Source organism: Mycobacterium kansasii ATCC 12478, assembly GCF_000157895.3.
GTDB lineage: Bacteria > Actinomycetota > Actinomycetes > Mycobacteriales > Mycobacteriaceae > Mycobacterium > Mycobacterium kansasii.
Map to the genome: position 1 here is coordinate 941,111 of NC_022663.1, position 12,761 is coordinate 953,871.

At 66.0% G+C, this 12,761-nt stretch carries 13 protein-coding genes; 7 read left to right on the plus strand and 6 right to left on the minus strand.

All coding sequences use genetic code 11. The annotated features are described in order from the left end of the window. Positions 1–143 precede the first annotated feature (143 nt). The 6 genes from MKAN_RS04010 to MKAN_RS04035 form a co-directional block, all read right to left on the minus strand. Complete coding sequence (locus MKAN_RS04010) at positions 144–914, minus strand: universal stress protein (protein WP_023365399.1); 771 nt, start codon at positions 912–914, stop codon at positions 144–146. 133 nt (positions 915–1,047) lie between these two features. Continuing rightward, positions 1,048–2,082 (minus strand): 1-phosphofructokinase family hexose kinase, encoded by a 1,035-nt coding sequence (locus MKAN_RS04015; RefSeq protein ID WP_042313303.1) that lies wholly within the window; start codon positions 2,080–2,082, stop codon positions 1,048–1,050. A 37-nt stretch (positions 2,083–2,119) separates the two neighbouring features. After that, positions 2,120–4,162 (minus strand): erythromycin esterase family protein, encoded by a 2,043-nt coding sequence (locus MKAN_RS04020; RefSeq protein WP_023365403.1) that lies wholly within the window; start codon positions 4,160–4,162, stop codon positions 2,120–2,122. A gap of 16 nt (positions 4,163–4,178) precedes the next feature. Next, entirely contained in the window at positions 4,179–4,610 is a 432-nt protein-coding gene (locus MKAN_RS04025) for an Hsp20/alpha crystallin family protein (protein WP_023365405.1), read from the minus strand. 52 nt (positions 4,611–4,662) lie between these two features. Then, a complete protein-coding gene (locus MKAN_RS04030; protein WP_225722850.1) occupies positions 4,663–4,977 on the minus strand; it encodes a hypothetical protein in 315 nt (104 codons plus the stop codon). A gap of 157 nt (positions 4,978–5,134) precedes the next feature. Then, positions 5,135–6,115 (minus strand): Acg family FMN-binding oxidoreductase, encoded by a 981-nt coding sequence (locus tag MKAN_RS04035; protein ID WP_023365409.1) that lies wholly within the window; start codon positions 6,113–6,115, stop codon positions 5,135–5,137. Positions 6,116–6,428: 313 nt separating this feature from the next. Between MKAN_RS04035 and acsA the strand changes: the two genes are divergently transcribed. The 7 genes from acsA to MKAN_RS30280 all read left to right on the plus strand — a co-directional run bounded on the left by acsA (position 6,429) and on the right by MKAN_RS30280 (position 12,485). Next, positions 6,429–8,246, plus strand: coding sequence for an acetate--CoA ligase (acsA, locus tag MKAN_RS04040; RefSeq protein ID WP_023365411.1), 1,818 nt, complete (start codon positions 6,429–6,431; stop codon positions 8,244–8,246). Next, positions 8,243–9,250: a pyruvate dehydrogenase (acetyl-transferring) E1 component subunit alpha gene (gene pdhA / locus MKAN_RS04045; RefSeq protein ID WP_023365413.1), complete on the plus strand. Its 1,008-nt coding sequence runs from the start codon at positions 8,243–8,245 to the stop codon at positions 9,248–9,250. Before acsA ends, pdhA begins: the two co-directional genes overlap by 4 nt. Then, positions 9,247–10,224 carry an alpha-ketoacid dehydrogenase subunit beta gene (locus MKAN_RS04050; protein WP_023365415.1) on the plus strand — a complete coding sequence of 326 codons (978 nt, stop codon included), beginning with the start codon at positions 9,247–9,249 and terminating at the stop codon, positions 10,222–10,224. Before pdhA ends, MKAN_RS04050 begins: the two co-directional genes overlap by 4 nt. Next, positions 10,221–11,426, plus strand: a complete 1,206-nt coding sequence (locus MKAN_RS04055) for a dihydrolipoamide acetyltransferase family protein (RefSeq protein WP_023365417.1) — start codon at positions 10,221–10,223, stop codon at positions 11,424–11,426. The genes MKAN_RS04050 and MKAN_RS04055 overlap by 4 nt, the downstream gene beginning before the upstream one ends. A gap of 7 nt (positions 11,427–11,433) precedes the next feature. Next, a complete protein-coding gene (locus tag MKAN_RS04060) occupies positions 11,434–11,691 on the plus strand; it encodes an acyl carrier protein (RefSeq protein WP_023365419.1) in 258 nt (85 codons plus the stop codon). 82 nt (positions 11,692–11,773) lie between these two features. After that, a complete protein-coding gene (locus MKAN_RS04065) occupies positions 11,774–12,205 on the plus strand; it encodes a pyridoxamine 5'-phosphate oxidase family protein (RefSeq protein WP_023365421.1) in 432 nt (143 codons plus the stop codon). Between the two features lie 91 nt (positions 12,206–12,296). Continuing rightward, the gene (locus tag MKAN_RS30280; RefSeq protein WP_129111882.1) at positions 12,297–12,485 is read left to right on the plus strand and encodes a hypothetical protein; all 189 of its coding nucleotides are present in this window, start codon (positions 12,297–12,299) and stop codon (positions 12,483–12,485) included. Positions 12,486–12,761: the final 276 nt, after the last annotated feature.

Consider the following 12,761-nt stretch of genomic DNA (forward strand, 5'->3'; position numbering starts at 1 on the left):
ACCTACCACCGTCGAACACGACGTGGCCGACGGGTTTTCCGTTCACGGGGTCGAGCGATAAACCGGGTGGCGCGGCACCTAAATCGGTGGGTACGCCGTGCTCGCAACTGGCCGAAATGCCCGGCGTGCTCTGCCACCCGATTTCAGTGCCGAACCACCAGGATCGAGCAGTCGGGATAGCCCAAGATCGGATGGCAATTGGGCGTAGCCAGTTCGGGGAGCTGCTCGGCGTCGGTCTCGCCGACAACGGCCAGGTCGATCGCGCTGCCGTGGCGCTCGGCGGCCTTCGCGCCGGTGCCCGCGGCAACGATTTGGACGGGCACGTCCGGATAGCGGCGGACCCAGCTATTGAGCCGGCGATCGATCTGGCGCACCGTGGCATGCCGGCGCCGCCCCTCCTCCATCGCCTGGTGCACGACTTCGTCGTTGTCGGCTTCGTCGTTGAGGACGACGGCGATCACGCCCAGCTTGGTGGGCGAACCGTCGGGATTGGTCCGCACTATCGCGACCGGGCAGTGGGCGCCCGTGACCAACGCGGCGGCGGTCGGGCCCAACAACCCGTCGGCTGCCCTGCCCCGCCGCGCGGTGCCGACGCAGATGAGGGCGGCGTCCTGCGATTCACCGATCAATACCTGTGCCGGATCCCCGGATCGGATTGCGGTTTCGGTCTCGACCGGTCGTCCTTCGCCCTGGATGGCCCCGTCCGCCTGGTACAGCGCCCGTTCGGCGCGTTCGAGCTCCCATTCGGAGTTCTGCGCCGACCCGCCCGGCACATCAGCGGCAGGGATGACATACACCAGGCGAAGCGGCAGCTGCCGGCCCCTTGCCTCTTCGATCGCCCACTTGGCGGCGTTGACCGCGGCTTGTGAGCCATTGACGGCCACGACCACCGACTTCGGGTCCGGCTGCGACATGTCGGCTCCTGACTACTTCGACCCGCTTAATGTCAGGCTATTGCGGAATTGGCTCCGTGGGCAGGGGCCGTTCGGCCTTACCTGGAATGTCGTTCGTCCCCGGCGGGTTCCGCCGAGCGCCCCCGTCGAACCCTCACGGTCCTATCGCACCGGTGGCCATGCCGGTGACTTCGGTGACTTCGGTGACTTCGGAGGGCTGGGCAACCTGTTCGAACAACCTCTCCACATCCGCGCGCTCACAGGCCGCCGTACCGGGTGTCAGCAGCATTGCCGCGCCCGCCGCAATCCCCAACCGAACCGACTCAGCCAGCGGCCAGCCGCGACACAGACCCACCGTGATCGCGGCGACCATCGCGTCGCCGGCCCCGACGCCGCTTCCGTGACCCATCGGAACCGCCGAAAACCGCTCACTGGTGTCGCGTGTGGCCAGCAGCGCGCCGTGCGATCCCAGCGAAACCACCACGGCATGCGCAAGGCCGCGGTCGATCAGCTCATGTGCGGCGCCGAATTGCGCGGACTCGGTGTCCAACTCCCGTCCGGCGCACTCCTGGAGCTCTCGCACGCTTGCCTTGAGCAGGAAGGCCCCGTGGGAGATGTGCTGCAGGCCGCCACCGGAGGTATCCAGCACGAACCTGGCACCGAGCTGGCGGCAGACATCGGCAACCCGCTGGTAGTAATCGGCGGGTACCCCCGGCGGCAGGCTGCCGCTGGCCACCACGAATTCGGCGGAACGCGCGGCAAACCGCAGTTCCTGAAGACATCGCTGCTGGTCTGCCGATGTCAGTTGAGGTCCGGGAAGCACGAACCGGTACTGCCGGCCGGTGCTGGTCTCGTTGACGGTGAAGCTTTCCCGCGTCGACGCGGCGATCGGGATGTGTGCACAGGGCAACCTCTCCTCGCTGAGCAGCCGCACCAGAAGACCGCCATGCGACCCGCCAGCGGGAAACACCGCAAACACCGACCCGCCGAGGACCTGCGCGATCCGGGCGACGTTGATCCCGCCGCCGCCCGGGTCGTAACGGGTCGCCGAGCAGCGCAGTTTCTCGGTCGGCCGGACGACGTCGACGCTGGTGGTGATGTCGAGCGCCGGATTCATGGTCAACGTGACGATTCGCGGTCCGGTCGCGGCCGGCTGGGCCGGCTGGGCCGGCTGGGCCGGCTTCGTCATATCCGTTTCATCTCCGGTGGCTCCGCTGGCTCCGGCGCTACAGGCCACTCGGGTAGGTTTCCGGTGTCTCGCCGGCGATCCACAAACTGGTGGTCTCGAGAGGTTCGAGCGCACGCGTCTTGTCGATGTGGATCATCGCGTCGAACTGATCGGCGGGACGGACGTGGAAGTAATGGCTTTGCCGTTCCGTCGCAGGCAGGTAGATCACCCCGATGGCACGGCCCAGCCGCACGACGCTGAGCGGGTCGGCGGCTTCCGGGGTTATCTGCGGTGACACCAGGAAGGCGTTACGTCCGGTCTCGTGAAGTAGTTGCTCGATGCTTCCGTTGAGTGCGGGTCGAACCACCTTGCGTTCGGCGATGCCGCCCCATTCGCTGGCAGCGGTCACCGTGCCGGAGTAGGTGCACAGCCCGATCAGCCGCGATTCGTCGCCGTATCGTTGGCGAACAAGTTGGCCGAGGGTGAGTTGTCCGTCGGCCCATACTTCGGTGGCCCGGGCGTCCCCGACGTGAGAATTGTGTGCCCACACCACTATTCGGGCCGGTGGGACATTGTCGTGGCGATCGAGGTGCTTCAGCAGTGCGTCCAGGGTCTGGGCCATGTGCTGATCGCGCAAATTCCATGAAGTGACCCGCCCGCTGAACATCGCGCGGTAGTACACCTCCGCGTTGCGTACCGTCTGCGCATTTTGTTGGGCGTAGAACGCTTCGTCCTCGGCGAGCAGTCCGTCCCTGCGCGCATAGCTGAGCAGGTGGCGCTGCAGGTCGACCAATTGCTCGATGGCTTGACGTTCGCACGAGGGACCGGCGCCAAATGCCGCCGCGTACCCGTAGGCCTGACCGTCGTCGGCGGAGGTGTGGTCAAAGCAGGCGTAACGGGAGCGTGCCCGTGCCGCCGCGGTGGGGTCGACCTTGTCGAGGAAGCTGATCACTTCGTGCGTCGAGCGGTGCAGGCTGTACAGGTCCAGGCCGTAGAAACCGGCTTGCCGTCCACCATTTGCCCGATGCCGCTGGTTGCGTGCGCGCAGCCAGTCGACGAAGTCGCGGACCACGACGTTGCGCCACATCCAGGCCGGAAAGCGCTCGAAGCCGCTCAACGCTGCCGCGGCGCTGCGGTCCTCGCCCAGGCCGCGCACATAACGATTCACCCGGTAGGCGTCGGGCCAGTCCGCCTCCGCGGCAACGGCGCAGAAGCCCTTCTCCTCGATCAGCCATTTCGTGATGGCGGCCCGGGCCGCGTAGAACTCGTGCGTGCCGTGCGAGCTTTCGCCGATCAACACGATCCGCGCGTCGCCGATCAGCTCTTCCAGGGTTTCAGATGGTGGAACACCGCCGGGAGCGTCGATTGCCACGCTGCTGATCACCTCGGCGGCTGTCGGCGCCGCGGGTCTGATCACCGAGATGCCCGAGGTCGGGGTGGCCAACAGCCGGCGGACCTCCTCGTCGGTGACCTGGCGAAAGTCCCAGAACGACTCACCTACCGCCAGAAACGGGGTGGGCATGGAGGCGCATACGACGTCATCGACCACACCGGCGAACTCCCGGCAGGTGGATTCCGGGGCGGCCGGAACCGCGATCACGATCTGTTCGGGCTCGGCTTCGCGCAGCGCCTGCACCGCCGCGAACATGCTTGCGCCGGTGGCCAACCCATCGTCGACCAGGATCACCGTCTTGCCGGCGACGTCGAGCGGCGGGCGGCCAGCGCGATAAATGGCCTCGCGGCGGACCAACTCGCGGCCCTCGCGCTCGGCGATGTCGCGCAGTTGCTGCGGCGTGATCCGCAACCCCCGCACCACATCGTCGTTGACGACGACGCGGCCACCGCTTGCCAGCGCGCCCAAGGCAAACTCTTCGTGGCCGGGAACGCCGAGCTTACGGACGATGAAGGCGTCCAGCGGAGCGTGCAGCGCCGCCGCCACCTCCCAGGCGACGGGTATGCCGCCCCGCGCCAGGCCCAACACGATCACGTCCTCGTGGTCGCGGTAGGCACTCAACAGACTTGCCAGCACCCGGCCGGCCTCGCCGCGATCGCGGAACACCCGCCGCGGCGCATGCCGGGTGGTCTTCGCTGAGCTGGTCATGGCGTTTGGCGCTCAGTCAGTTCGCGCGCCGGATCGGAATCCGGCGCTCGGCGGGCTTGGCGTCCGACACGGCAACGGAGACGGTGAGGATGCCTTTGTCGTAGGTGGCCTCGATGCTGTCTTCGTCGGCGCCCGCCGGCAACGCGACGGTCCGAACGAATGAGCCGTAGGAGAATTCCGAGCGTCCGTCGAATTCTTTCTTCTCGGTTCGTTCGGCCTTGATGGTCAGCCGCCCGTCGTGCACGGTGATGTCGATGTCCGTTGCCGGGTCGACACCCGGGATTTCGGCGCGCACCTCATAGCGGCCGTCCTTCAATTCGTCCTCGAGCGGCATCAGCCGGCTTTCGGCCGCGACACGCGGGCCGGCAAACGACGGAAAGCCGGCGAGCAGTTCGGAAAAGTCCGGGAACAGTGACCTGGGCCGGCGCTGCACGGAGAAAGAAGTCATGATTATCTCCTTGATTTTCGACTCGTCGTGGTGGCGATTTCTATCCGACCAGTCAATCCCGGCCGACGATAGGGACCGAAGTCCCGGGCCGGCGGGGCCGTTCGTCGGCTCTGCCGCCGGTGCCGGGACCTCGACGATGCGCTGCCCCCAGGTAGGCCATGACACGGTCCAGGATCAGGCCATATGCGTCGCCGTCTTCGGCGAGACGGACAAGCCCCCGGCGCAGCAGAAAACCCTCGATCCGCCGATCCAGCGGCCACTCGGAATATTTGTTGTAGTCGGCATATGCCGAGTCGAGGAACTGCATCGCCAGCGCATCGAGATCGGAATCTGTCAATAGTGGGGCGTTTCCCAGCGGAGAACCCATACCAATTTCCTTTGTGTTTTCTTTTGTGTGTGCACGCGGCTTCTTCGATTCGCCGGGTTGGCCCAATGATTCGGCGCTTTTCGGCCGGCGCATAGGGCCGGAAGTCACCTGTGATCGGTAATCGGTGCGGCCTGACCGGGGGTCCGATCGCCATGGTTCAGCGGCGAAACTCCAGCACGTCGCGCAACAGTCGTCGCGGTGTGGGCGGGGGAATCTCGCCGGCAGGTGCTACACCGACCCGGATCAACACCTGAGGTACCGCCGGGCTGCCGACGAGATCGCCGACGATGGCGCGGCTGGCTGCTATCTCGGTGAGATGGGTGACCGGACAGGTCGCCAATCCGGCAAGGGTGCACTCCAGCAATACGGCCGACAGCGCCCGGCCGCAATCGAGTGCGTCGGCGCGCGTGTCGCCGGGCGTCGACAGCACCACGATTCTGGCTTGATCCGGCCTGCTGGCCGAACTGCGCTCGCTGTGCCAGTCAGTGGGGAACCGGCGATTCACAGCCACCGCCCGAGCCGCCGACCCGGACGCCAGCGCGCTTTCGGGTATCCCTTCAGATTCCCTGGAAGGCGCTGTCCACCAAGCTAATTCATGATGGTATGAGTCGTCGTAGCGGCGCAGGGCCTCGGTGAGCCGGGACGCCTCGGCGAGTCGGGGCCGCGCCTCGTCGGCCAATACCGCGAGCTCGATCCCGTCGTTTTCGAAGGAGCTGCGCAGCACGGATTCCAATGACGCCCATTCGCTTGGCGCCCGGAATGGACGCCGGTCGGTTCGGCGACGCAATATCGCGTCGGCCCGGTCACGCCGGGGTTGGGTGACATAGTCCATCGGGGCGAAGTCGATCGAGGCCAGGTGGTCCAGATCGTTGGGGTTGGGAAAAAGGTCGACAGCCGCGTTCCACCCGGCGGCGGCCATGGCGACCTGAAAGTGATCGAGCAGGGCGCCGCAACTGATCACCGCTTCGCGACCCGAGCTGTCTGCCGAGGTCACCAATCGGTGCGGGTCGAGGAACAAATCGACGGCCGTGCTGTCCGCCAACCACCGCCACGGCTGGCTGTTGTGCAGTGAAGGAGCATGGCACGCCAACTCCACGGCCTTCGTGATTACCCCGGTGTCGACCATCGCTTGGGTCATCGCATTCACCTGCCTTGTGATCTGACTTCGACTTTCGTCGCAGCCGAGAGCCGACGCCAGAGTCCTTGGTCCCCGGCGCGGCGGGCATTGGGCCTTGAAGGGCCTTGAAGGGCCTTGAAGGGCCTTGAAGGGCCGGCACCGCCCTTCCGGGCCAACTCCCCTGCCCGCCGAGTTCGATTCGAAGGGACAACCGGCAGTGGACTTGATGACTTTCTTCTCTATCGGGTGGCCAGTCCCGGGAAAACGATGAAAACGATGAATAGGCCACGGCTTCGCGCTGGGCATTAGCCGTGTCGAATCGTTAGGACCATTGATGGATGTCATTCACAAGACGCCCCACGACTACCGCGTTCCCCCCAATCTCAGCGACTACGAGCAGGCACGCGCCCAGTTCAGGTGGTCCGATGTGCCGGCGCTGTGTGAGGGCATGGGGGAAAACAGATGCAACATCGGCTACGCCGCCCTGGACAGACACGTCCAGGACGCGGCCGGCCCGGCCGCAACGCATACCGCATTGCGGTTCGTCACCGACAAAAGCTGGGACGGCGCGATGTCCACGCGGGATCTCAGCTATGCGGAGCTGAGCCGGCTTGCGGCGCGATTCACCGGCGTGTTGCGCGCGCTGGGCATCAACAAGGGCTACCGCGTGTTCACGATCATGGGCCGCATCCCCGAGCTCTACATCACGATGCTGGGCGCGCTGCGCAACGGCAGTGTCGTGTCGCCGTTGTTCTCGGCTTTCGGCCCCGAGCCGATCGCCACCCGAGTCGAAATCGGGCAAGCCGACGTGCTGGTGACCACGAAGGCGATCTACCAGCGCAAGATCGCCAAGATCCGCGACCGGTTGACGTCGGTGCGGCATGTCCTCGTGGTGGACGACGACAAGTCGGGCGAGCAGCTGCCGGGAACGCTCAACTTCTGGGACTGGATGACCGCGGCCGACGAGAACACGCCGGTCGAGCCGACCACCGCCGACGACCCGGCCCTACTGCACTTCACCAGTGGCACCACGGGCACCCCCAAGGGCGCCATCCATGTCCACGGCGCCGTCGCGATGCACTATGTCACCGGCCGCTACGCACTCGATCTTCATCCCGACGACATCTATTGGTGCACAGCCGATCCCGGATGGGTCACCGGAACGTCGTACGGCATCATCAGTCCCCTGCTGCACGGCGTGACGTCGGTTGTCGACGAAGCGGAGTTCGACGCCGAACGGTGGTACCGGATACTGCAGGACCAAAGTGTCTCGGTCTGGTACACCGCACCGACCGGCATCAGGATGCTGATCAAGGCGGGGGCCGAACTTGCGGGGCACTATCGCTTCCCCCAGCTGCGGTTCATCGCCAGTGTGGGCGAACCACTCAATCCCGAAGCGGTCTGGTGGGGAAAACGGGTGCTGGGCTTACCGATTCACGACAATTGGTGGCAAACCGAAACCGGTGGGATCATGATCGCCAACACGCCGGCGTTCGACATCAAGCCCGGCTCGATGGGCCGGCCGTTACCTGGGGTGGACGCCTACATCGTGCACCAGAACGACGACGGCAGCACGTCGGTGATCGAGGAGCCGGACGTGGAGGGTGAGCTGGCCCTCAAGCCGGGCTGGCCGTCGATGTTCCGCGGCTATCTGCACGCCGAGGACCGGTATCGAAAGTGCTTCAGCGACGGGCTTTATCTCACCGGCGATCTGGCGAAGAAGGACGCCGACGGCTACTTCTGGTTCGTCGGCCGCAAGGACGACGTGATCAAATCCGCCGGCCATCTGATCGGGCCGTTCGAGGTGGAAAGCGCGCTGACCGACCATCCGGCGGTGGCCGAGGCGGCCGTCATCGGCAAGCCGGATCCGACCGTCGGCTCGGTCATCAAAGCCTTTGTCACCCTCAAGGACGGTTTCGTCGCCGACGACGACCTGCGCCTGCAGCTGCTCGGACACGCCCGCAAGCGGCTCGGAGCTGCCGTGGCGCCCAAGGAGATTCAGTTCGTCGATGCGTTGCCGCACACCAGCAGCGGCAAGATCATGCGGCGGCTGCTGAAGGCCCGCGAACTCGGGCTACCCGAAGGCGATACGTCGACCGTGGAGAACTTGACCGCTCCTCAGCAACAGGAGCCCCAGGAGGTGTCGCAGTGACCGATACGAAGCTGGCGCAGGAACTGCTGGCGGATATGGTCCGGGTGCGCCGGATGGAAGAAAAATGCGCAGAACTCTACAGCGCGGCCAAGATTCGGGGGTTCCTGCATCTCTACGTCGGCGAGGAGGCCGTGGCCGCCGGTTCCCTGCGCGCCCTGGCCGAGGACGACGCGGTGGTGGCGACCTACCGCGAACATGCGCACGCGCTGCTGCGCGGTATCCCGATGACCTCGATCATGGCCGAGATGTTCGGCAAGCAGGAGGGCTGCTCGCGCGGCCGCGGCGGGTCGATGCACCTGTTCGACAAGTCCAGGCGGTTCTACGGCGGCAACGCGATTGTGGCCGGCGGCCTGCCGCTGGCGGTGGGTGTCGCGCTCGCCGACGCGATGCTGAAGCGAAACCGCGTGACAGCATGCTATTTCGGCGACGGCGCGGTCGCCGAGGGCGCCTTTCACGAGTCGTTGAACATGGCGGCGCTGTGGAACCTGCCGGTGTTGTTCCTGTGCGAGAACAACCTTTACGCCATGGGTACCGCACTGGACCGGGCGCAGTCGCAGACCGACCTCACCGTCAAGGCGGCGTCGTATAAGGTTCCGACGCTGGCCGTGGACGGGATGGACGTCGAGGCGTGCCTCAACGCCACGCAACAGGGTGTCGACCACGTCCGCAACACCGGCGGCCCGTTCTTCATCGAGTTCCGTACCTACCGGTTCCGCGCGCATTCGATGTTCGACCCGGAACTGTACCGCGACAAGGCCGAAGTCCAGCGTTGGCGCGAGCGCGACCCGATCCGGCTATTCACCGAACAGTGCCTGGACAGCGGCACTCTCACCGACGACGACGTGCGCGAGATCGAGGATGCGGCGGCCGCCGAGATCGAGGCCGCGGTGGCCTACGCCGAAGCCGGGACGTGGGAAGACCCGGCCGACCTCGCGCGTGATGTGCTGACGCCGGTCGGGGAGAGCACCGCGGCCGACGAATCGACTTGGGAGCCGACGCGATGAAGACCAGCTACCGAACCGCGGTTCACGACGGCATTCGCGACGCCTTGAGCAACGACCCGCACGTCGTGCTGATGGGCGAAGACGTCGGACGCTACGGCGGAACGTACGCCGCGTCCAAGGGCCTGCTGGAGGAATTCGGCCCGGACCGGGTGCGCGACACCCCGCTGTCCGAGCTGGGTTTCGTCGGTATCGGAATCGGCGCGGCCCTCAACGGATTACGCCCGATCGTCGAAGTCATGACGGTGAACTTCAGCCTGCTGGCGCTGGACCAGATCGTCAATACCGCTGCGGCGCTGCGACACATGTCCGGCGGGCAGTTCTCGGTGCCGATCGTCGTGCGGATGGCGACCGGAGCCGGGCGTCAACTCGCCGCTCAGCACTCCCATAGCCTCGAGCCGTGGTACGCCCACATTCCGGGCATCAAGGTGGTGGCTCCGGCAACCATCGAGGACGCCTATGGCATGCTGGCCCCCGCGTTGGCCGACCCCGACCCGGTGATCATTTTCGAGCACGTTCAGCTCTACAACACCTCGGCCGACGTCGAGGCGCTCAAACCGACCGATATCTGCCGGGCGGCGGTGCGCCGCAGCGGCGCCGACGTAACGCTGATCGCCTACGGGGGCTGTCTGGGCAAGGCGCTCGACGCGGCCAACGAGCTGTCACTGGCCGGAATCGACTGCGAAGTCATCGATCTGCGGGTGCTGCGGCCGCTGGACACCGACACCATCCTGGAATCGGTCCGCAAGACACACCGCGCGGTGGTGATCGACGAGGCGTGGCGCAGTGGCAGTTTGGCGGGAGAAATCTCGGCGCAAATCATGGAGGGCGCGTTCTACGACCTCGATGCACCGGTGGGCCGGGTCTGCAGCGCAGAGGTTCCGATTCCGTATGCCAAACACTTGGAGGAGGCGGCGCTGCCGCAGCCCGCCAAGATCGTCGCCGCCGTGCGCGACATGTTCGGTGACCAATCATGATCGAGTTCACCATGCCCGCACTCGGCTCCGACATGGACGAGGGCACCCTGAATGAATGGCTGGTCAAACCCGGCGACAAGGTGACCCGCGGGCAGATCGTGGCGATCATCGAAACCACCAAGGCCGCAGTGGAAATCGAGTGCTGGCAGGAGGGCACGGTCAACGAGTTGCTGGTGCCGGTGGGCGAAACCGTCGAAGTGGGAACCCCGTTGGCGACGTTGCTGGAACCGGGTGAGCGCCCGGCGAAACAACCGCGCAAGCGGGTCCGGCCCCCGATCGCGGCCGCCGCAGCGCCGGCGCCGGCGCCCTCGCGTGCGGCGGCCCCGGCCGGCGTGGCACCTCCGGGACACCGTCGGTGGGTCTCCCCCGCCGCCCGCCGACTGGCGCAGACGCTGCACGTCGATCTCGACACCGTCACCGGCACCGGTCCGCAGGGAGCGGTCACCATCAACGACGTCGAGCATGCGGCGGCGGCCAAACCGGCCGAAAAGCCGTCGGCCAAGATCGCCACCAAACCGACCGCGGCCGACCGCGCCGCGCTGATGCGGAAATCCATTGCGGCGGCGATGAGCCGGTCCAAGCGCGAGATTCCGCACTACTACCTTGCCGACGAAATCATCATGGAAAAGTCGCTGACCTGGCTGACCGCGCGAAACGCCCAGCGATCCATCACCGAGCGGGTGCTGCCGGCCGTTTTGCTGTTGAAGGCCGTCGGCCTCGCAGCCCAACGGTACGGCGAGTTCAACGGTTTTTGGCGCGACGACGGGTTCCAGCCCGCAACGGGTGTTCATGTCGGCGTAGGGATTTCGCTGCGCGGCGGGGGGCTGGTCGCACCGGCCATCCACGACGTTCCCGACAAGAAGCTCGACGACTTGATGGGCGACCTCACCGACCTGGTGGCGCGGGCACGTTCCTTTTCGTTGCGGAGCTCGGAGATGTCGGACCCGACCATCACGGTGACCAACCTCGGCGACCAGGGCGTCGACACGGTCTTCGGGGTGATCTACCCACCGCAGGTCGCCATCGTCGGCTTCGGTAAGCCGAGCCAGCGGGTCTGCGTCATCGACGGCGGCATTCGCGTCGTCACCACCGTGCAGGGCACCCTCGCCGCCGACCACCGGGCCAGCGACGGCCACCGCGGCGCCCTGTTCCTGAGCGCCATCAATGAACTCCTCCAACAACCCGACCTCTTGGAAAAGTGATGCAGACATGACGACCCAACAGAACACCCGTGACGCGGTGCTGTCCGTATTGACCACCATCGCGCCTGAAGTCGACGCCGACGACATCCGCGACGACGTGCTGCTGCGCGATCAAGTTGACCTCGATTCGATGGACTGGCTGAACTTCCTTCTCGGGATCCACAAACGGATGCACGTCGACATTCCCGAGTCGGACTACGCGTCTCTTCGCACCCTCACCGACGTGGTGAACTACGTCGACAAGCACGCGGCCAAAACGGCTTGAACGGGGTGGCCCGCCCGCCGCTTTGCGGGGCCGACTCCAATAGCCTCATGCATGTGATCGAACCGATGAGAGGGGTTGGCTGATGTCGGGAACCGGTGAAGTGATCACCATCCTGCCCGTGAGCGAATGCTGGGAGCTGCTGAAAAGCGTGACCTTGGGGCGGCTGGTCACCAGCGTGGACGGCCGTCCGCAGATCTTCCCGGTGAACTTCGTTGTCCAGCGCCGCACCATCCTGTTCCGCACCGCGGAAGGCACCAAGCTGGTCAGCGCCGCGATGAACAACCAGGTGCTGTTCGAAGTCGACGATCACACTGCCGTCGAGGGCTGGAGCGTGATCATCCAGGGCAGGGCGCGCTCGCTTCGTAGCGACGAGGAGATCGAGGAGGCCGACCGCGCCCAGCTCTTGACCTGGATCGCAACCGAGAAAAAGCACTATGTGCGGATACTTCCGGACCTGGTGACCGGACGGCGGTTCCGGTTCGATCGGCCGAGCCCGTCGGAGCCGCTCGAGTGAGCTCGGCATGTACAGCCGTCGCGCGCTGCGCCTGCCGATGCTGACACACCCCTAGGGGCGCAACATCTGACCGCCCGATTGAGGTGTCGCCATGAACTCTTCCCGATTGCGGCCACGGACACGCATGTTCGCCCGCGTGCTCGGCCCGTTTCTTGCGATCGTCGGCGCAGCGGTGGTGGCGCGTGCACCGCAGATGTCAACACTGCTTTCCGAATTCGAGGCGGTGTGGGCCGGGGTGCAGCCACACTCCACTTCCGCCGATTCGCCGGATACGGGATAGCCAGGGCATTCAGTCTTGGTTCACGGCGTCGCGCGTGCGCTGACGGCGTCGAGCGTGCGTTCATGGCGTCGACTGTGCGCTGACGGCGGCGAGCGTGCGTTCATGGCGTCGAGCGTGCACTGGTGGCGTCGACTGTGCGCTGACGGCGGCGACTGTGCGCTGACGGCGTCGACTGTGCGTTCATGGCGTCGAGCGTGCACTGGTGGCGTCGAACGTGCGCTCAGGGCGGGCCAATCGCGATATTCCCGCCGTACGCACACAATCGAAGCCGTCACC

Coding starts and splice junctions, on each gene's coding strand:
- MKAN_RS04015 (WP_042313303.1), bottom strand. CDS start 2,082: ATGACGAAGCCGGCCCAGCCGGCCCAGCCGGCCCAGCCGGCCGCGACC.
- MKAN_RS04030 (WP_225722850.1), bottom strand. CDS start 4,977: ATGGGTTCTCCGCTGGGAAACGCCCCACTATTGACAGATTCCGATCTC.
- MKAN_RS04060 (WP_023365419.1), top strand. CDS start 11,434: ATGACGACCCAACAGAACACCCGTGACGCGGTGCTGTCCGTATTGACC.
- MKAN_RS04065 (WP_023365421.1), top strand. CDS start 11,774: ATGTCGGGAACCGGTGAAGTGATCACCATCCTGCCCGTGAGCGAATGC.
- MKAN_RS04010 (WP_023365399.1), bottom strand. CDS start 914: ATGTCGCAGCCGGACCCGAAGTCGGTGGTCGTGGCCGTCAATGGCTCA.
- MKAN_RS04035 (WP_023365409.1), bottom strand. CDS start 6,115: ATGACCCAAGCGATGGTCGACACCGGGGTAATCACGAAGGCCGTGGAG.
- MKAN_RS30280 (WP_129111882.1), top strand. CDS start 12,297: ATGAACTCTTCCCGATTGCGGCCACGGACACGCATGTTCGCCCGCGTG.
- MKAN_RS04025 (WP_023365405.1), bottom strand. CDS start 4,610: ATGACTTCTTTCTCCGTGCAGCGCCGGCCCAGGTCACTGTTCCCGGAC.
- MKAN_RS04050 (WP_023365415.1), top strand. CDS start 9,247: ATGAAGACCAGCTACCGAACCGCGGTTCACGACGGCATTCGCGACGCC.
- MKAN_RS04020 (WP_023365403.1), bottom strand. CDS start 4,162: ATGACCAGCTCAGCGAAGACCACCCGGCATGCGCCGCGGCGGGTGTTC.
- MKAN_RS04055 (WP_023365417.1), top strand. CDS start 10,221: ATGATCGAGTTCACCATGCCCGCACTCGGCTCCGACATGGACGAGGGC.
- acsA (WP_023365411.1), top strand. CDS start 6,429: ATGGATGTCATTCACAAGACGCCCCACGACTACCGCGTTCCCCCCAAT.